Source organism: Nostoc sp. ATCC 53789 (genome assembly GCF_009873495.1).
Taxonomy (GTDB): Bacteria; Cyanobacteriota; Cyanobacteriia; order Cyanobacteriales; family Nostocaceae; genus Nostoc; species Nostoc muscorum_A.
The window spans coordinates 4,243,516-4,263,509 of the sequence record NZ_CP046703.1; the positions used below are offsets into that span (position 1 = coordinate 4,243,516).

General features: G+C 41.6%; 18 protein-coding genes. 6 read left to right on the forward strand and 12 right to left on the reverse strand.

Translation table 11 applies throughout. The features are described from left to right. Window positions 1-51 precede the first annotated feature (51 nt). The gene (locus GJB62_RS17415) at window positions 52-801 is read right to left on the reverse strand and encodes an SDR family NAD(P)-dependent oxidoreductase (protein ID WP_114081788.1); all 750 of its coding nucleotides are present in this window, start codon (window positions 799-801) and stop codon (window positions 52-54) included. 50 nt (window positions 802-851) lie between these two features. Continuing rightward, window positions 852-2,291: a DHA2 family efflux MFS transporter permease subunit gene (locus GJB62_RS17420; protein ID WP_114081789.1), complete on the reverse strand. Its 1,440-nt coding sequence runs from the start codon at window positions 2,289-2,291 to the stop codon at window positions 852-854. Window positions 2,292-2,321: 30 nt separating this feature from the next. Between GJB62_RS17420 and GJB62_RS17425 the strand changes: the two genes are divergently transcribed. Beyond that, the gene (locus GJB62_RS17425; protein ID WP_159402529.1) at window positions 2,322-2,486 is read left to right on the forward strand and encodes a hypothetical protein; all 165 of its coding nucleotides are present in this window, start codon (window positions 2,322-2,324) and stop codon (window positions 2,484-2,486) included. Between the two features lie 157 nt (window positions 2,487-2,643). Beyond that, a complete protein-coding gene (locus tag GJB62_RS17430) occupies window positions 2,644-3,093 on the forward strand; it encodes a hypothetical protein (protein WP_114081790.1) in 450 nt (149 codons plus the stop codon). 62 nt (window positions 3,094-3,155) lie between these two features. On the opposite strand, the gene GJB62_RS17435 is transcribed toward GJB62_RS17430, so the two are convergent. After that, a complete protein-coding gene (locus tag GJB62_RS17435) occupies window positions 3,156-3,656 on the reverse strand; it encodes a nuclear transport factor 2 family protein (protein WP_181852837.1) in 501 nt (166 codons plus the stop codon). A 135-nt stretch (window positions 3,657-3,791) separates the two neighbouring features. Here GJB62_RS17435 and GJB62_RS17440 point away from each other — a divergent pair, with 135 nt between their 5' ends. After that, on the forward strand, window positions 3,792-4,811 hold the full coding sequence (locus GJB62_RS17440) for an Npun_R2821/Npun_R2822 family protein (protein WP_114081792.1): 1,020 nt from the start codon (window positions 3,792-3,794) through the stop codon (window positions 4,809-4,811). 70 nt (window positions 4,812-4,881) lie between these two features. Further along, window positions 4,882-5,829, forward strand: coding sequence for a glycosyltransferase family 2 protein (locus GJB62_RS17445; protein ID WP_114081793.1), 948 nt, complete (start codon window positions 4,882-4,884; stop codon window positions 5,827-5,829). 332 nt (window positions 5,830-6,161) lie between these two features. Here GJB62_RS17445 and GJB62_RS37075 read toward each other — a convergent pair whose 3' ends face one another. The 4 genes from GJB62_RS37075 to GJB62_RS17455 form a co-directional block, all read right to left on the reverse strand. Next, window positions 6,162-7,124: a transposase gene (locus tag GJB62_RS37075; RefSeq protein ID WP_209271447.1), complete on the reverse strand. Its 963-nt coding sequence runs from the start codon at window positions 7,122-7,124 to the stop codon at window positions 6,162-6,164. Window positions 7,125-7,209: 85 nt separating this feature from the next. After that, entirely contained in the window at window positions 7,210-7,404 is a 195-nt protein-coding gene (locus tag GJB62_RS37080; protein ID WP_209271448.1) for a hypothetical protein, read from the reverse strand. Then, window positions 7,382-8,101: a chromosome partitioning protein ParB gene (locus GJB62_RS17450; protein ID WP_114086225.1), complete on the reverse strand. Its 720-nt coding sequence runs from the start codon at window positions 8,099-8,101 to the stop codon at window positions 7,382-7,384. The genes GJB62_RS37080 and GJB62_RS17450 overlap by 23 nt, the downstream gene beginning before the upstream one ends. Beyond that, window positions 8,101-9,480 carry an AAA family ATPase gene (locus GJB62_RS17455; RefSeq protein WP_114086226.1) on the reverse strand — a complete coding sequence of 460 codons (1,380 nt, stop codon included), beginning with the start codon at window positions 9,478-9,480 and terminating at the stop codon, window positions 8,101-8,103. The genes GJB62_RS17450 and GJB62_RS17455 overlap by 1 nt, the downstream gene beginning before the upstream one ends. A gap of 227 nt (window positions 9,481-9,707) precedes the next feature. Here GJB62_RS17455 and GJB62_RS17460 point away from each other — a divergent pair, with 227 nt between their 5' ends. Then, entirely contained in the window at window positions 9,708-10,079 is a 372-nt protein-coding gene (locus GJB62_RS17460; RefSeq protein WP_114086227.1) for a zinc ribbon domain-containing protein, read from the forward strand. A gap of 67 nt (window positions 10,080-10,146) precedes the next feature. On the opposite strand, the gene nblS is transcribed toward GJB62_RS17460, so the two are convergent. The 4 genes from nblS to yidD form a co-directional block, all read right to left on the reverse strand. Then, the gene (nblS, locus tag GJB62_RS17465; protein WP_114086228.1) at window positions 10,147-12,093 is read right to left on the reverse strand and encodes a two-component system sensor histidine kinase NblS; all 1,947 of its coding nucleotides are present in this window, start codon (window positions 12,091-12,093) and stop codon (window positions 10,147-10,149) included. Between the two features lie 288 nt (window positions 12,094-12,381). Further along, on the reverse strand, window positions 12,382-14,553 hold the full coding sequence (gene pabB / locus GJB62_RS17470; RefSeq protein WP_114086229.1) for an aminodeoxychorismate synthase component I: 2,172 nt from the start codon (window positions 14,551-14,553) through the stop codon (window positions 12,382-12,384). A gap of 633 nt (window positions 14,554-15,186) precedes the next feature. Further along, window positions 15,187-16,203 carry a sulfate/molybdate ABC transporter ATP-binding protein gene (locus GJB62_RS17475; RefSeq protein ID WP_114086230.1) on the reverse strand — a complete coding sequence of 339 codons (1,017 nt, stop codon included), beginning with the start codon at window positions 16,201-16,203 and terminating at the stop codon, window positions 15,187-15,189. Window positions 16,204-16,297: 94 nt separating this feature from the next. Next, on the reverse strand, window positions 16,298-16,822 hold the full coding sequence (gene yidD / locus GJB62_RS17480) for a membrane protein insertion efficiency factor YidD (RefSeq protein WP_114086231.1): 525 nt from the start codon (window positions 16,820-16,822) through the stop codon (window positions 16,298-16,300). A gap of 204 nt (window positions 16,823-17,026) precedes the next feature. Here yidD and chlP point away from each other — a divergent pair, with 204 nt between their 5' ends. Next, window positions 17,027-18,247 carry a geranylgeranyl reductase gene (chlP, locus tag GJB62_RS17485; protein WP_114086232.1) on the forward strand — a complete coding sequence of 407 codons (1,221 nt, stop codon included), beginning with the start codon at window positions 17,027-17,029 and terminating at the stop codon, window positions 18,245-18,247. A gap of 250 nt (window positions 18,248-18,497) precedes the next feature. On the opposite strand, the gene GJB62_RS17490 is transcribed toward chlP, so the two are convergent. Further along, entirely contained in the window at window positions 18,498-19,946 is a 1,449-nt protein-coding gene (locus GJB62_RS17490; RefSeq protein WP_159402531.1) for an FAD-binding oxidoreductase, read from the reverse strand. Window positions 19,947-19,994 lie beyond the last annotated feature (48 nt).

Sequence of the window (19,994 nt, forward strand, 5' to 3'; positions counted from 1 at the left end):
AGAGACGGCGATTTATCGCGTCTCAAAACTCAAAACCCACGATTTTGTACTTTAATGTTCTTGTCCCGTTGGCCGGATAAGAATTTCGTTGACATTAACGCGCGACGGTTGCGTAACGGCATAAACGATCGCAGCAGCAACATCTTCGCTATGCAGAGGTGTGATTGCCTTGCGCCGTTCTTCAATACGTTGTTTGGCAACTGGATCGGTAATTTGGTTGTCAATTTCTGTATCCACCAAACCAGGTTCAATAATGGTGACGCGGATGTTGTCCTTATGAACTTCTTGGCGTAAAGCTTCTGAGAGGGCATTAACGCCCCATTTGGTAGCATTATAAACACCGACACCCGCCCGTGCTGTCCGACCTGCCACTGAGGAGATATTGACTATGTGCCCCGATTTTTGCGCCTTCAACAGAGGTAAAACAGCGTGGGTAGCATATAGCAGTCCTAGTACGTTGATGTCGAACGATCGCCGCCAGTCTGAGCTATTTCCAGCTTCAATGGTTCCGAGTAAGGCAATCCCTGCATTATTCACCAGGATATCGACCCTTCCCAATTCTGCATTTGCTTTTTCCACCAATTGATTTACCTGGTTTTCATCAGTCACATCAGTGACAATGGGCAATGCCTTGCCACCACTAGCTTCAATCCGTTCTGCTAATGCCTGAATGCGATCGCCACGCCTAGCAGCCAATACTACTGTTGCTCCTTCTGCCGCCAATGCGATCGCAGTTGCTTCTCCAATTCCTGCTGAAGCCCCAGTGATAATTGCTACTTGTTCTTTTAATTTACCTGTCATTTATTTAATTCCTTAGTGATTAGTAATTGGTAATTAGTAATTGAGATTAGTTATTCTCCCCCTGCCCCCTGCCTCTTCCTGATCCTCAACACAGATGCGACTGCTGCCCCACAAAGTATTAGGGCTGCAAAGCGAAAAGTTCCTTGAAACCCCGCAACGATCGCATCAGGAGGGGCAACAGAAACATCTGCACCCGCAGACATACTAGCGATTAATGCTCCAAATACTGCCCCGATTAAAGAAACTCCTACTGTGTTCCCTGATGTACGTGACAAAGATAGTAGCCCAGAAGCAATCCCTAGCCGCTCCCTTGGTACTGCTCCCATAACAGTGCTGTTATTGGGCGATTGGAATAAACCTAGTCCAATGCCGTAAATAAAATAGCGTGACACATAGCCTAGCTCAGTAATCTGAGCATCAAAGGTGCTAATCCCCAAACAGCCACCTATCATTAACCCCAGTCCAATTGGGCTGATTAGTCGAGCGCCAAAGCGGTCTGAAAGTATTCCCCCTAGTGGGGCAATTAACCCACTAAGTACGGGTGACACAGCTAGTAGCAGCCCCACTTTTACCGTCGGATAATGCTTGACGCTCTCTAGAAAGAAAGGGACGATGAGTAGCGAGCCGCCGATAACAATGAATGCTAGCCACCCACTTAGCAAACCCATACTCAACTGAAGATTGCGAAACAGGTGTAGTTCTAATAGCGGCTCTTTTATAACCGCTTCAACTACCAAAAATATTATGAAACTTACGGTAGCGATCGCTAATAATAGCAACGCATTGGTACTACCAAAGCCCTGACTTTGCCCTAGCGTCATACCCAGACCAAAACTACCCAGAGTCAATAAAGCCAATACAGCTCCAAAAAAGTCAAATTTCTGTTTACCCTGAATGCGTACAGAAGGTGGCACTACCCGAGCTATCAAGAAACTAGCGATAATCCCCAACGGTACATTGATGAAGAATATACTATGCCAGCCTGATAAGCTTAGGAGCAGCCCGCCTGCGGAAGGGCCAAAAGCAATTCCCAGTGATACAACACTACCGATAACGCCAACAGCGCGACCTCGCTCCGAAGATGGAAAAACTTCTGTAATGATTGCCAAACCAAGCCCAGAAATGAACACAGCACCCAGTCCTTGAAGTGCGCGAAAGGCAATCAACCACTCAATACTAGGTGCAAAACCACACAACAGCGAACTGAAAGTAAATAGAACAAGTCCCCCCTGATACAAGGATTTCTTACCCCACATATCTCCCAAGCGGGTTGCCCCCAAAACTAAACCGGAACTGACCAACTGGTAACTCAATACAGCCCATTGGGTTGTCGGAAAACTGGTACCAAAGGCTTGCACCAATGTGGGTAAAGCAACATTGATGATGCCCACATCAAGGGTAGACATGAACACCCCAAGTCCGACACCGAATAAGACCCAATTTTTCTGAGTGTCTGACAAAGCCAGAGGTTGTGTTTCCAATTGTGCCAAGATTTAGCCTCCGCCTTTGACTTTACGGTTATGAATAGTTTGCATACGTATATTCATTATCCTCACTATCTGTTCGCTGCGATCGCTTCGTTGCTCAAAAATACTCTGGATAAATTGCAAAATTCAGGTTTATTTCAGGCATTATCTTCTCAATCAGCAACACTGGCTTTTTTACTTGCCATAATATTTTGGTAAAGTACTTAGATACTTTTAACTCCAGGCTCCTTCGACTATATCAACAATAGTATTCAGTAAAATACGGCAACTCGATACATTCACTGTATTTTATACTAGTTAGCAAACTATCATAGACACCTCTAAGAAGCAAGTCCTAGAGGTTTTCGTATAAGCAATGACTCAAAAAGCTGCCTTATCTCGATTTGCCTTAGCATTTATTGCAGGCTTTGTGTCTGTTTTGCTATTTCACCAAGGTATGTTGGCGTTGCTACATACAGTGAATTTCACGCCTCGCACTCCTTATTCAACTGCACCAACACAACCATTTGGAATCCCGCAAATTTGGTCAAGTGCATTCTGGGGAGGAATTTGGGGAATGATTTGGGTAGCAATCGCGCCTCGTTTTCAAAATGATAAAAACTATTGGTTAACAGCATTGGTATTTGGTGCAATTGTCCCGACGCTAGTAGCTTGGTTTGTGGTTGCACCACTCAAGGGTCAGCCCATCGCTGGAGGCTGGAAACTTGTGGGAATAGTCACAGGTTTATTAGTTAATGGTGCTTGGGGAATAGGAACCGCCGGGTTGCTGAGATTATTCTCTAGAAGACAATTGTTCAACAGCTAGATTTTTTAAGACTTCTACTAGTTTCTGAAGAGACTCGCCATTTATTCAGTAAACCAGTAAAGTTATTTCCCAGACGTTCCCGGCTCAATCCGCGCCCCAAGCTGAAGAACTCGTCCGAGATCATCAGCATTTCGCCAAGTTTCAACTATCTTCCCGTCAACAATCCAATGAATGAACATAGCCGTGAACGTCTGCTCTCGACCATGACTAAGTATTCCAAAGAAACTTTCCTGAGTGCAGGTATTAGTTGCACGCACCACAACTTTGTCACCTTCAGCAATTACGTCTTCAATTGTCCATTTCTGCTCAATAGCCCCAAATGAGCCAAAGAGTTTACGTACTCCATCCGGCCCTGGAGGAAGCCCAGGTAAAGCACCGTGCATCCTCCAAGTTGGGGCAGTCAGATCGCAGATATCTTCAATTCGATGCTCGCTAATGAGTTCAATCCAGCGTCGAGCAATTATTTTATGCACAGGACATTTTTGGAAAAAGCAATGCCACAGTAAGGGTTTTGACGGTACAGATAAAAAACGAGTAATGTTAGTATCATCCAAACTAAGCAAAATCCCTTGCTCCTTACCCCTGCATAAAGTGTAAAGATGTGTATACTAATAATGATTCGAGAATAATAGCTCAGAAAATAACGAAAATATTATTTACGTTACTCAGTCATTGCAAGAGAAAAAGGATTTATCAAAATGGATTCCTTCGGTATCTACACCCTAGCTAATGATGTGGTGTTTGACCAACTAGTAGCTTTGCTAAACAGTATTGAGGTGAATGTTAGCGCAGATATTCCTATTTGTATAATTCCATATAATGAGCAACTAGATTTAGTTAGGAAAGAAATTAAGAATCGGAAAAATGTAATCTTATTTGATAACTGGGACGTAATTCAACACTGGGAAGAATTTGCTCATCAGGTTTGGGCAGCACATCCAAGGGAAAAAGAGACAAAATTATCACGTCCTAGTTGGTACAAAAGTCATTTACAAAGAAAGTTTGTTGCCTTTGAGGGTATTTTTGATAAATTCGTATTTTATGACGGTGATAGTTTGGCAATGAAGCCACTCAATAATGTAATTGACAAGCTAGAAACATCAGATTTTGTGTTTGATGATTGGGAACACCTTAAGGATAGAGCTGTTGCAGCGTTAAATATTTCAGTTATAGAGAAAACTGGGCTGTATACAGAAGCAGATATACGTCCTCAACTCCATTGTTCTAGTTTCTTTGGCTCTAAACGAGGATTGTTTACTGTTAAAGAAATTGAGATAATGAAGGAGCGATTAATTACCCAAAAAGAAGTTGAGTGGATTAATGGACATGGATGGTGGGATGATTCCTTTTTGTTTAACTATATGACCTTGCGCTGCGATCGCCCACTTTTTAACTTTACACTTAGCCCCAATGGTGAAGATAGAACAGGCAACTGTGCCAATGCAGATCCCTTTGTCAATATTAATAACGTTCTTTACAATCAAGATGGCTTAAAACCAATTCATCGTATCCATTACATGAGCTATTCTTCTCGTGATTTTGCCCAGTTATCTCAAGGGCAAGATATTAATATATGTTATGGAAACGAGTTTTTACACTATCGCTTTCTCAAGCAGCCTGAACAAAGACCAAAACAGCTAAAGCCAGTTAGTATAATTACCAAAACTAATAATTTTTTTAACAAAACAATGAATAAAATTCAAAGAACTCTCCGCTAAAGATAGCTTTATTGGTGACGCGTTAAATTAGTATTCTATTTTCTATATTTTCCAGTTACTAGTATAAAATATGCCTAAAATTACTGTTTGCATTCCTACTTTTAATCGTGTTAATCTTCTTCCTTATGCCATTGACAGTGTACTAAATCAATCTGAGCAGGACTTTGAGCTAATTGTTTGTGATGACGGTTCTAGCGATCGCACGCCTGAGTTAATGTCACAGTATACAGACCACCGGATTAAATATATCCGTCATCTGCAAAATATTGGTAAAAGTAATAATATGCGCTCTGGCTTTGATGCAGCCAGTGGTGAATATTTTATTAAATTTGATGATGACGATCGGCTCACACCCGATTTTCTCGCAAGTACCGCAGCGATTCTTGCTCAAGACTCTAGCATTGATTTTGTTGGTACAGACCATTGGATAATTGATATTAACAATGTGCGGGATGAGGCAAAAACTCAAGAAAATACTCATCGCTGGGGTAGAAAGAATTTACCAGCAGGTGTTGTAGATAATTTGTTGGAAGTTGTATTTGTTAACCAAAGCTTTCAAGTTGGCGCAACATTATTTCGCCGCAAAACCTTGCAAGAATTAGGATATATGCAGCCAAATATGCAAAACTGTGAGGATAATGATTTATTTGTGCGTTTAGCTTTGGCGGGAAAAAAGGGTTATTATTTACCAAAATTATTGATGGAATATCGCACTCATGCAGAACAGCAAGGTATAAATAGAGCCATTCCTTATTTGTTTGATAAAATGCGGTATTTAGAAAGTTATAAGTTTGATTCTGAAAAAATAGAGATAATCAGGAAAAATCGTCTAACTGAAACGCAGTTATTATTAGGTTTGCGTTTAATTGAAAAGGGTGAAACGCAAAAAGGCAGAGAGCTAGTTTTGGCAGGGCGGTCTTTTTCAACTCCTAAAGCTTGGACTGGTTTAGGTTTATCGTTGTTACCAGTTGGGTTGCGAGGTAAGGCGTTTAATGCACTGCGCCAGGCGCGGGGTTAGAGCCAAAAATTTTAACCTGCGTAGCGACTGTCTTAAAAGTCAAGCGATCGTTAACAAAAAAACGTGGGTTGGAGCATTGACGCAACAGAGGAACGCTGCGCTAGATTCGGCGGTGTCTGGTACGGGCTAGAAGACTTATGGCTTGTAGTCTAGATAGTCAAAGCCCGCACCAGACACTCCGCTTCGCCGCCGAATCTTCCTCGGTTGCTGGATTTCTCGTGTAGGCAAAAACAGCATGAAAAATTTACCCCAGTTATAGGGGAGCATCAATGCGGATGCCGTACATTGCTGGCTCTGGGCATCAAGCAAAGTATAAAAAGGTTGACTTGTGATTAAACATTGACAATTGGTTTAAAGTTGTCAGTTAGACACCAAGGCAAATTATCTCGAACCATTGCATTTAAAATGACTAACATCTTATGAACGCAAGCAGTTAGGGCCAATTTTTTGGATTTACCACGTTCGACAAGGCGCTGATAAAAGGCTTTGATAACGGGATTATGACGCATAGCAACCACAGCACCCATATAAAGAGTCGCTCGAACATGGGCACGACCACCATTAATCATCCGCTTACCTTTGTGTTGACCACTATCATGATTGATCGGTGCAACACCAACTAAACGAGAGATTTGTTTGGCAGTTAATTGACCGAGTTCTGGTAAGTCAGAAACGAGGGTAGTAGAAATAACTTGACCAATACCAGGAGTAGTTTTGAGTAAATTGACTTTATCAATCCATTGTTGATTATTTTGCGTCAATTCCTGAATTTGTTGATTGAGCTGTTTGAGACGCTCTTCAAGATATTCAATATGAGCCTCAATATCTGCTAATGCTTTACCACGGGCACGCGCCCGACGATTTTTCTCAGCAGTCTGCATCTCGACTAACTGTCTTCTGCGACTAATTAATTCGCCCAGTTGACGCGCTGTTTCAGATTCAATTGCTAACACCTGGGGTTTCATTGCTTCCCCAAAGTGTGCCAAAATTTGTGCATCAATAGCATCAGTTTTTGCCAACCGACCTGTGGCTTTCGCAAAATCTCTTCCAAGGCGTGGATTAATTAATGCTACTGGTAAAAGTGCTGCCTGCAATTGGATAATAAGTTCTGTTTCTAATCCTCCTGTTGCTTCTAACACAATCAGATTTAAATCAAATGATTTGAGTTGTTCTACTAGATGAGATATTTCTACTTCTGTATTAGCAACTTTCAATGCTTTACCCATTGGACGGATATAAACATCGAGAGTTGCTTTACTCACATCAATGCCTACCCATTGAGAAATATTTTCCATATTTCACTCTCAACTAATTTCTGTACCCTGTTTTGAATTCATCCCCTTGATTTAACTCATCCTTGCCCGATACGGACTGTATACTTTAAATATCAGCGTTTAAAGCTTTGACCCCGGCGACTGTTCGAGTTCTGTCAAAGAGATTGTTGTAGTGACCCATGCTACGAAGCGGTCTATTATGACCAAGGTTGGGACGGTCTACTACTATTTCTAAGATACAAGGTTGGGTTGAACGACGTGAAACCCAACCTATGATTTTAATAACTCCTTGACCACTCATCAATAATGGTCAAAATTGTTTTATCACCTAAGTTTTTAACAGATTTTACTACATCACGGTAATCTTCAAATTTTCGCTTTGGTTTCTTATGTCGAGCATCTTCTATAGCTTTAGCAAGTTTTTCTGCTCCAGAAATTCTAGAGCGTTGTAATTTTATAGATAATTCATCTTTATCCAAAGAGTTCAATAAACTAAGTGGATTATTTTGTTCACTCTTTTGGGGAATAAGGTTTTCAAGTTGCTTGAATTGATTCTCTATTCTCTGTCTTTCTTGTATAAATTCTGACTTAAATTCATTGAATTGCTTCTCAAGACGTAATTCTAGATTTGCCAGACGTGGTTCTAATTTTGTTGTTTCAGGCTGTGGTGTTACTGGTTTAATAGAAAAATTAATTCCCTTGAGAGACTCAACTTGCTTTACTACTAAATCTTCTACTTTTGGGGCTATGACAAAAGCATTAACCATTTCACCTTGTCGAGGATTTTTTTCTCTTGCCCTAACAGCAGCATAATATTCAAAATGCCCATCGATTACTGTATAGCTTTCTACCCCTGTTCCTTTCAAAATTAATGGTCTTATAATTCCTCCTGTTTCTATAATTATATCTGCAAGGTTCTCTAAATCAGCTTCTGCAAAATTTGAACGAGGCTCATTAGAAGTAATGCTTTTTACATCCACCAAAGAAAAATTAATCATTAATCAATCCCCAATTTTTTGATAACTTCATCTGCTAATACATTAAATTCTTCAGCAGAAATTTGAGCAGAAGTTTTTAACTCGGCAAATTTTATAATAGATTTAGGGTCAGGATATTCTAAATCTCCAACTGAGATAGTCTGATTCATACATTCTGATAACGCTGTTCTGTCATAAATTACAGCTTCCATCAGTGGCAATTGGTAGCGCTCTGAAATTACTTCTCTCTGTTTAGGGAAATTGTATTGTAAAAATTTAGCATTTGTTGAGATTTTAGAAGCAAGAACGCCCATTATACTAATAGGCGGTTTACCCATCATTTCTCTAGATTCATTAATTTGATTAACAAAATTTTTGACCGTTGGTAAACCTTGGTTAGCAAATGGTTTCAAGTCGGATGGAATTATTAGGTAATCACTAGTAATTAGTGCAACTTCAGCATACAAATCTCTAGAGGGAGGAGTATCAATAATTACAATATCATAGTTATTTCCTACCCTTTTTAGTTTTGTTACTAGCCTGCTTCTACTAGCTAATATTTTATTTAGTTTATCCTGATATTCAATTAATGTAATATGTGAGGGAATAACATCAATTTCTGGATTGTTGAAATAATCAGATGTACGCACTACTTCTGGAATAAAGTTAAAATCTCCTGATTCTAATAAATGATATACGTTTAACTCTCTTAAATTATCATCTTCTTCAAATTGAAATTTGATTAATCCTGTAGCAAAAGTAGTATTTGCCTGGGAATCTATATCAATTAACAGTACCTTTTTCCCTTTTTTACTTAATGCTGCTGCAAGGTTGACTGCAACAGTAGTCTTACCAACGCCGCCTTTATTGTGGTAGATTGCAATCGTTTTCATTAAATGTTGCCTCTTTGTTTCAAAATTTGAATTAGTTTCATTGATTTGAACTTCTGGTTTATCTACTAACTCTCTTTCTTTTAGACTCTCTCTACCAATTAAAATTTTAATTTTATCTAAATTTATCTCAACTTCCTTTCCAGAACATTGAAATAATAGCTGAATATCAGTCTGTAATTTTTGATAAATTCTAATCTCTTTGCCATTAGTTAGCAATCCATACCTGACATTCAAGCTGGTCAAATAATGCCTGAGTCGGGAGACATGATTATTTAAGTTTTGTTTGGGATGCTTTGCCTCCATGACGATACTCAGGGGTGAGTTGGCATCTAAGACAAAGGGAATCACCTGTGCAGCAAATGCTAAAAAATCTAAGCGGATGCTACCAACGGCAACCTCTTGATGCCAGGTGTCAGGAGTATAAGCTAGCTGCGGTAGCAAATATTGCACTATGAGTTTGCTTTCAACTTCGCTTTCGTTACGGCACAGCTCAGGATTAAAAGGCAATATTTTTCTACCTTTAAATAATTATTGGACTTAGCACAAAACCTCATACTTGCTAGATTATTACATACCTTTAATTATTCTGAGTGATATAAATCACTTATAAAAATATCAATAATCATCATAAAAGTAGTACTTTTGCTGATACAGTAACAACTTTTGAGAGCTATTTTCCCATTAAACTTGTAAATGGCTAGAATCAAAGTGTTTACCTATTTGCGCTAAAGGTTTTGGCTACTGTATCTTGTCCCCACTGCCATCAACTCGTTGATAGTCAAGCTATTAGTTGTACCTATTGCCGGACTACACTCAAAGCTTACGGTCATCCCGGTATTCCATTGCACCGCGCTACTGGGGATGGGTATCTGTGCGACACTTGCACCTATCACGCTGATGATACTTGCAATTTTCCTCAGCGTCCCTACGCCAAAGACTGTACCCTCTACCAAAATATTGAACAGACAAAGTTAGAGTTGGAACAGCAGCGTTACACTAACAGTTTTGTTGTAACTGTGAAAACTTGGGTAAAACGCAATCAGGCTTTGCTGTTGCTATTAGGTTTATTATTGGTCTGTTTGTTGTTCGTGATATTAAGGTCTTGATTAGTGTTTACTGGGGATTGGGAATAGGAAATGGTCAAAATTAACAACAATGCCCAATCCCTGAACTTCAGACTGTGGTGATTTTGGATGCTTCAGTTATAGCTTCAACTTGTATCGGTGGCGCTTTTTCCTCAAAGGCGGCTAAGTCGAACCAGAAAGTTGTGCCAATGCCAACTTCACTCACTAGATGGACTTTACTACGATGTCTGTCGATGATATTTCTGACAATCGATAATCCTAAACCTGTGCCTTCTAGGGTGTGAACTCGGTTTTCTACGCGAAAGAAGCGTTCAAAAATTGAGTGCTGGTCTTCTGTAGCAATGCCAATTCCAGTATCGGAAATTTCAATCCGCACTGGAGAAGATTGGCTGTGATTGGGTTTGAAATCTAGTTGGTAAGCGCGGATTGCTACTTTACCACCGGCTTTGGTAAATTTGAGGGCATTACCAATTAGGTTGCCAAAAACTTGTACTAACAGATCGTAATTACCCATTACCAGGGGTAAATTAGTATCAACTTCCTGAAGAAGTTCAACACCTTTATCTTTGGCATTGAGTTGGTAAGTACGCAATGTTTGCTCGATCGCTTGAGCTAGATCCACTCCATCGAAATTATACTGACGACCAGATTCGAGTTTTGATAAATCTAATACATCGTTAACTAGGCGGGTTAGGCGATCGGTTTCATGGTTAACTGTTTGCAAGAACTCTTGCCTTTCTTCTAATCCTAAGTCTTCGCCGTAGTCATGCAGGGTTTCAATATAGGTTTTGATGTTAAATAAAGGCGTTCGCAGTTCGTGAGAAACGTTGCTGATAAATTGGCTTTTTGCATCGTTTAATTCCACCTCACGGGTTATATCTTGGACAGTAATCGCAATACCTTTGATGCTTTCTCTTTGCACGTTGAGTACTGTAGTCAAGAGAATACGGATCGTCCGAGGGGTGGGTTGGTTAATAAAAATGCGGAATTCGGCGCTTTCACATTCGCCTGCTGCCATTTCATACAATGGGCCACTGATTTCCATTTGTACTGCTGGTGGTAAGTGATGCAATACATTGCAGCCGACCACATCAGCCGTTTCCCAGCCAAAAATTCGCCGCGCCGTGGGGTTGACTAATATCACCTGCATGTTGTTATCAATCAATACAGCACCATCTGCGATCGTGGAAACTAGGGTTTCTAGCTTGGCTTTTTCGGCTGTCAGTTCTTCAATATTCTGTTCTTCATAGCGTTCTAATCGCTCTGCCATCTCATTAAAGCTTAAAATTAATTCCCCTAGTTCGCCCCCTAAAGGTAAATCAATGCGCTGCTTGAAATTTCCGGTAGCAATTTCCTTTACCCCAACCAGCAGTTCTTTTATTGGTTTAGTGATGGTCAAAGCGTTTATTACTCCTGCCAAAATCACCATTACCCAAATTGTGATAAAAACTGCAATGGTGACATCGCGGGTAAAATTGGTGGAAATGACAGCAGTCTGATTGGGGTTGATACCGATCGCTAATACACCTAAGTATTTCTTATTAACGATCAGAGGAATAAATACATCGGTAACAATTCCATCTGGGGTCATGTGTTGCCGCACCATCGGCTTTTCCCCATCACCAGGGTAATCTTCTGGCAGTTGTATTCGCCGTTTAATGGTGAGGGAATTTTCTACCTCGGCTTCCCAAAAAGGTATGCCAAAGAAGATTTCCCCGGTTTCATCAGCGTAAAGCATATAACGCACGCTAGAGGTGCTGCTGTAGAAGCGTTGAGAAAATTGGGCAACCTCTGTGAGATTATTGTCAGCAACTAGGGGGGCAACATTGGCAGCAAGCAGCAAACCCAAGTCACGCCCGAAGCGGGTGTCATTCATCCGCGCGTCCTGCTGGATTGTATTCACAGCCCAGAAGGTCAAACCACTCATCACCAAGGAAACCACCAATGTAGCCACAGCCAGCAGCTTAGTCTGGAGGGTGAACTCAGACCACCAACTTGCGATCGCATGTCGAATTGTTTTTAACAGAGTTAGCATCTTAAATAAAGTTGTTAGTAGTCTTTGTTATAAAGCCCAACAACTAAAAAATTAACAGTTAATTTGACAAATATGTTAGAGGAACGGGAACGGGGGATTATCAGAGGGTATCTCTGTTAAGGTTGTCTTAACGAATTTACCTCATTTGGGCGATCGGAGTTGATATCCAATTGAGGATTAAGGCGTTAAACCCCATTTTTTTATATTGGTTACGCACAGGTGAGTAGTCTAACAAAAATCCCACCTGTTGGGATTTTGAGCGAGTTACCCGACTGAAGTTAGCGGTGGCTAGGAAACTGCTCGCACTTTTTTATAGCTATCAAAAGCCTCTGTTTCTATCCCCTGGATGTAATATTGGTTAGAATCAAAGGCTCCATGCGTGGCGATCATCATGGCATGAATCAATGCCTTTGCTTTTAAAAGTGTTTCTTGAAACTCCATTTCAGGATCAGAAAGCGCCACAATGCCGCCGCCAACGCCAATTGAGGTTTCCTCTGGAGTCAGCACAGCAGTACGAATGACAATATTCAAATCAGCCGAACCATTCAATCCCAAAAAGCCGATCGCTCCTGAGTAAACTCCCCGTGCTTCTTGCTCTAATCGATCGATAATCTCAAGGGTTCTGAGTTTGGGAGCACCTGTCATCGAACCGCCGGGAAAGGCGTTGCGAATGCAGTCTGTGGCGCTCATATCAGCGCGTAAATGACCGCGAATAGTCGTCACCAGTTGATGTACCGTAGCATAGGTTTCCACATCCATCAATTTGGGAACATGGACAGTACCGACTGCACAAACCCGTCCTAAATCATTGCGAAGCAAATCCACAATCATCAGATTTTCAGCGCGATCTTTTTCACTGTTCCGCAATTTTTCACGCAGGATAAAATCTTCGTTGGGTGTTTTTCCTCGTGGTAGGGTTCCCTTGATGGGTTTTGTTTCCACCCAGCCTTGACAATCAATGTGCAGAAATCGCTCTGGAGATGAGCAAGCGATCGCCACATCACCAAAGCGCAAAAATGCAGAGTATGGAGCAGGATTGATGCGGCGTAATGAACGATAGAATGCCAGGGGATCGGGTGTTGTGTCTGTGTGAATCTTGTTTGTTAAACAAACTTGATAAGTTTCTCCTTCGTGAATTTCTTGCAAACACATCTGAATATTATCAAGATAAGTTTTTTCAGACCGACTTAATCGGAAAGTAACAGGTGTTTGAACTTCTGGTGGAACAATAGGCGATAGGGGAAGAAGATGGTCAATCTGGTGCCCGATCCATTCAAACCAGGCTTCTGCTAAGTCGTATTGTCCTTGCTGAATTAGGCAAAGCAGATAGAGTGTTTGTTCCTGGTGATCGATTGCAATCATTCGATCGGCCAACAGAAACATGGCATCAGGTAAGCTAGAGGCGTGATTTAATTTAGATCCGCACTCTGCCTTTAGTTCATAGCCAAAGTAACCTACAAACCCGCAGTTGAAATCGAAGGGTAAATCATCAGATGGGCAATGTCGCCGTTCAATTTCATGCTGAAGATATTCGAAAATACCCTTTGTCTTACAGCTTATGGTATCGGACTGTGTAATGGTGAGTTCCTGCGATCGCGTCTGATAGCGAATTAGCAGACTGTTTTCGCCACTGCTATCTCCCATAAAGGAAAAGCGAGAAAGACCAGATTCAACCAGACTGCTGTCTAGCCAGAAGGTATTTGGTGATTTGCCAAACAAATGCACAAACATTTGCTCGGTATCGGGATACAGATTCAGCTTGTGCGTACAAAGTTGAAATTCCTGTTGCTGTTTTTGTGAAGAAGAACTTGCAGGTATGGGAGCAGTCCCGCTATCTCCTATCCAATAGTGTTTTCTTGGACTATTGCCGCGCTCTTGGGCAAATTTTAGGGTAATCTCTCTAAAATTCTCGAATAAGATTTGTCCATATTGAGTACAGATTGACTCTGGATGAAATTGCACACCCCATAGCGGCAAAGATCGATGGCGCATTCCCATCACCAGATTATCCTCTGTCCACGCTACTTTTTCTAAACAGTCTGGTAGGTCATTTGCAACCAGCAAAGAATGGTAACGCACAACAGAGAAAGGAGAAGGAATTCCCGCAAACAAGCCAGTACCATTGTGATAAACTTCACTGATCCGACCATGCTGAACTTCAGGTGCATAAATAACTTTTCCTCCATACTCATTACCAAGTCCTTGATGTCCAAGACAAACACCTAGAAGGGGCACTTGGGTATTTTGAATAGCTTGACTACAAATCCCAAAATCTTTTAGATTTTCAGGACGGCCTGGCCCTGGTGAAATCACAATGTTGTCAAATTCCCAATGTTGTAGTTCATCCCATGCAAATTGATCGTTGTAAATCACAGTAGGATACTCTGCATTTACTTCTGCAATTAATTGGTAAAGATTAAAAGTATAAGAGTCATAATTATCAATAATTAGGGTTTTCATCTTGTAAGTCTCGATGTTGTTATGCTTGTTGGTCTATACAATGGCACAAAGACAAGTACAAGCAGGCAGCTTTATCCCAGTCTAAATCAACGGTTGAAAATTCAGTTGATTTACCTAACTGAACAACCTGATTTTCGCTAGATATTTCAATGCTGTTAGTCGATTTGTTTAACGTTATTTAATACCCAAATACAGATTTTAATTTAAATGAAATAGAAATTTTATCTTCAGATTTTGCTGAAATAATACTTACGTTACTATAACTACGTCAACTAAACATTTTCTATATTTCTTATACGATTAATTAATTGACTTTTTATTCATGGGCTAATCAATTTAATTGTTCTGCTATTTTATTTCATTACAGTTGTAGATAATTTTAGCATTGTAAAGTGATGCTCTTTCTAGCCTAAGTAGGACGGCGGAAATAATTAAAGGTTTGTAGTAAGGACTTCAGTCCTTCTTTTAGGACTAAAGTCCTTACTACGAACTAAATTACAATAATTTTACATTACTTAACATAGTTTGAATTATTCACACCGACTTACTTACGTAAGATTAAAACCCCTAGCCAATAGCTGAATTAGACAGCGATTAACTAGGGGTTTTGACCATTGGGAAACTGGCAAAAATCTAAATTGAATAAGACACCGGGAAGGATTTCGCATCCTTTGGCTTGACATATATACGCTGTTTCGGTTCTAACTCTAAGTCATTAAAGCGATCACGTGTTAAATGGGCCATAACCACTTGTCCGTCATCGAAAGTTAATTCCACCTGAATTTCCCAACCCAAATGTATCAATCGGCTCACTGTTGCAGGTGTAGTGGCACCATTAGCAGCCTTTTCTAAAATCACATCTTGCGGGCGCAAAAATACTTGTGGATGTGGTGCATCAAACCCGCTACTTTGAAAAATCTTCGAGCTGCTGGGTAATACATTTACCGGGCCGATGAAGCTCATCACAAATGCGGTGGCAGGATTATCATAAATTTCCGATGGTGTCCCCACCTGTTCCACGCGCCCTTTATTCATGACCACAACTTCATCAGAAACTTCCATTGCTTCCTCTTGGTCGTGGGTGACGAAAACCGTGGTAACATGAACCTCATCATGGAGGCGGCGTAACCATGCCCGTAAATCTTTGCGGACTTTAGCATCAAGTGCGCCAAAGGGTTCATCTAGGAGTAACACTTCAGGTTCTACTGCTAATGCCCTTGCTAAGGCTACCCGTTGTCTTTGACCACCAGAAAGTTGTGATGGATAGCGATCGCCTAATCCACTCAATTGCACCAACTCTAGTAATTGTTCTACCTTTCCCTTAATCTTCTTTGGCTGTACCTTGCGAATTTCTAAGCCAAAAGCAATATTCTGCCTGACAGTCAAATGCTTAAATAGGGCATAGTGCTGAAATACAAAGCCAATATTGCGCTGCTGCACGCTTTGGTATGTAGCATCCTTACCGGTAAGCAGGATTTTGCCGCTATCTGGCATTTCTAAACCTGAAATTAACCGTAGTAGCGTAGATTTACCCGACCCCGACGGTCCAAGCAACGCAACTAGCGAACCACTCTTAATTTCCAGGCTAACCTCATCAACAGCCTTGAAACTCCCGAATTGTTTGGAGACATTCTCAACTACTATGCCCACTGCTGCTATACCTCTGCAACTAAATCTACAGATCCTTGGTAGGATTACTGTGTCTTACATATACCATACATAATTATTTATAGATGAACAAGATTTAGCTACCGCAACTGCCACAGTCGAGAAAGCTACAATCAGCACCACTGCAATCTAGGAAACTACAATCAGGGGAACCACAATCAGGAGCAATATTAAGTATCTCGGCACAATTGCAGCCAAAATCGGCACAATCAAAACATTCAGTATTGTTGCTGTTAATAAATGAGGATGTTTGACCAACTTTACCAGATGCTTGTTTTCGTTGCTGTGTTTCTGCTTCTTCCTCTGTAGATTTTTCGGAATTTTCGATTGACATAGACACATAGCGGAAAGCTACTGCGCGTTTACGCAAAATATGGTTAGCTTCTTTACAAGCTTGAAATCGTTCTCGACTATTGACAAATGCTACTTTTAACCCTTCCTTAGCAATTACCCGCTTGAAGTACCCAGAGCAAGATTCGCCGCCATATAGTATTCTGTGGGCACAAGCAAAACCTTTGTGTGGGGAAATGTGCTTTTGATATCCGGTAATTGCGGCGGTACTAACTTGTCTGGCAAAAGAATCGAACAAGGAAATCTGCATATTTTGGGATTGGCGACTAGGCAATATTCTTCATTCTTCCCAATACCAAATTCCCAATTCCCAATGCCCTATTCCCAATCTCAATTCGTATCGAAACATTAAGGAATATTGCATTTAAGCAGAAACCTAGAGGAAAAGCGCCAAATCACTAGAAAGACCGTGGTAGTATGCTCTCGGTAAATGTGAAGATTGGGAGAAAGACCTTTGACACTACGGGTTGCTGTTATTGGGTCAGGCCCTGCTGGTTCATCTGCCGCTGAAACACTGGCAGCCTCTGGGATTGAAACCTACCTATTTGAGCGGAAGCTAGACAATGCAAAGCCTTGTGGGGGCGCAATTCCCCTATGTATGGTGAGTGAATTTGACTTACCACCAGAGATTATCGATCGCCGGGTACGGAAGATGAAAATGATTTCACCTTCTAATCGGGAAGTTGATATCAATCTGGTAAATGAAGATGAATATATAGGAATGTGCCGCCGGGAAGTGCTGGATGGCTTTTTGCGCGATCGCGCGGCAAAATTAGGCGCAAATTTAATTAATGCCACTGTTCATAAACTTGATATACCAGGAAACAATACTGATCCCTATACCATCCATTACGTTGACCATACAGAAGGTATTTCACAGGGGATTGCCAAAACCCTGAAGGTGGATCTAATCATTGGGGCGGATGGGGCTAATTCTCGCGTTGCCAAAGAAATGGACGCTGGGGATTACAATTATGCGATCGCTTTCCAAGAGCGAATTCGCTTACCCGAAGACAAAATGGCCTACTATAACGACCTCGCCGAAATGTATGTCGGTGATGACGTTTCGACCGATTTCTACGCTTGGGTTTTCCCCAAATATGACCACGTAGCTGTCGGTACTGGCACAATGCACATCAACAAAGCCAGCATCAAACAGTTACAAGCTGGTATCCGCGCCCGTGCTTCCGAAAAATTGGCAGGCGGTAAAATTATCAAAGTCGAAGCCCACCCCATTCCTGAACATCCCCGTCCCCGTCGTGTCGTTGGTCGCATCGCTTTGGTGGGAGATGCTGCTGGTTACGTTACCAAGTCCTCTGGTGAAGGTATTTATTTTGCCGCTAAATCTGGGCGGATGTGTGCCGAAACCATTGTAGAAACCTCTAACGGTGGTAGCCGTATTCCTACAGAAGGCGACCTCAAGGTTTACCTGAAGCGTTGGGATAAAAGATACGGACTCACCTACAAGGTGTTGGACATTCTGCAAAGTGTGTTCTATCGTTCCGACGCTACCCGCGAAGCGTTTGTGGAAATGTGTGATGACCTCGATGTACAACGGCTAACATTCGATAGCTATCTGTATAAAACGGTTGTTCCAGCTAATCCCATCACCCAATTGAAGATTACTGCCAAAACCATTGGTAGTCTAATTCGGGGTAATGCCCTTGCACCTTAATTGAGGGCAAAGGACTGGGAATTCCAACAAATAAATTACTCAATTTTGTGGGGTGGATATATTGCACGCTAATTAATCAGGGCGGGCAAGATGCCCACCCCACAATAATATATTTTTATCCATGTCGTAGGGGCAATTCATGAATATTTTTTCTCAGCGATCTCTGTGCCTCTGCGGTTTAAAAGTTTTTTAACCACAGAGACGCAGAGGACACAGAGTAAAGAGCTTAAAATCATCGAATACACTTCATTTAACTGCCGTATTTCAGGTAAAAATAATTCTGGAAAATCCCATTGGGGTCATACTTGCGCTTGAGGGCGAAAAATTTAGCAGATTGTGGATAAGCTCGACGAAATTGTTCAGGTGTGGCATGAAGACGATAGGGTAGATAATACCTACCACCGACTGCAAGGGCTGCCTCAATCAATTTCTGGGTCATTACTTCCATCTTTGCCTCCCCCTCTTGAGTGCGTTGCTGATGAAACAGCATCACCAATCCAAAAACTTCCCCATCGGCATATCTGAGAAAACTGTCGTTATCTTGGTGAACATTTCGCACCGTGACATTGAGCAAATCCCCTTTGGACTGAGGAATAATCACGCGACACTTCTCTAAAAAAGCTTCCAGAGATTGAGGGGGAATAAAGTACTCATGCAGGATGTCAGTCTCTGTCTGATGACGATTTTCAAATAAGGTGGAGGGACGGTTGAGAATCTGGTTTCTCAAAACCCGGCTTCCGGCTTCTCCCCCAACAATTTTTTCTAATTGCCAGCGCAAGTTTTTGCCATAGTCACTGCCAATGCTGCCCCGGAAAACCGTCCGAGGTAATCCAGAATCTGACTGTTTTTCTAAAGAGACAATAGCCTGACTTCCTTGGGGAATTTGGCGGTAAGTGGTGAGAATAGCCTCTTGTAAAAAGCTTTCTGGTGCAACCGAAAGTCTACCGTATGCCATACCAATATTGGCTGCACCATCTACCCGTTGCCGATAGGTATCAATATAATTCTCGCTTTTAATCACGAACCGTTCTGCTATATACGTCTCATTGGGTACTACTCTCAAATCCACGTCAAGAATGATCCCGAATAGCCCGTAACCGCCTAAAACGAGAGAAAATAACTCTGGGTTTTCCTGTCTGGAACACTGTACAACCTTGCCACTTGCCAGCATTAACCGGAAACTTTCGACCGTGCTAGCAAAGGGAGGACTATTATGTTGCCAGCCATGAGCATTGGCACTCATCGTACCGCCAACAGAAAAATCATTGTTGGACTGCATAACAGCGACAGAATAGCCACGTTCATTTAGGTAGGGAATAATATCAGACCATTTAGCTCCTGATTGTACCGTCAGAATTTTAGTCGCCGGATTGAATTGCATCCGGTTGAAGTTAAGCATCGCTAGGGAGATGCCTTTAGCATACAGAGTGTGACCACCCATAGTATGGCGGGAACCAGCGATCGCTACCTTCTTACCTTGACGTAAAGCATCTCTAAGTACAGACTGTAGTAGCACCTCAGCAACTCCAGGCTGACTTTTAACCTGCTTAATAGTCACCTGTGTCTGATTCAGGTGACTGGCATCATCAACCGTGCCAGGAGGCAGAGGTTGACGATCATCGCGATCGCTCCAAGCTGTTAAAGTCAGGTGAGCAACCGGTCTGGCGATGACTGTTAAGGCAATAGTGGTAGTTGCCACTAGGACAAGCAGGATAATCTTCAGCCTATTTTTTAACAATTTACTCCG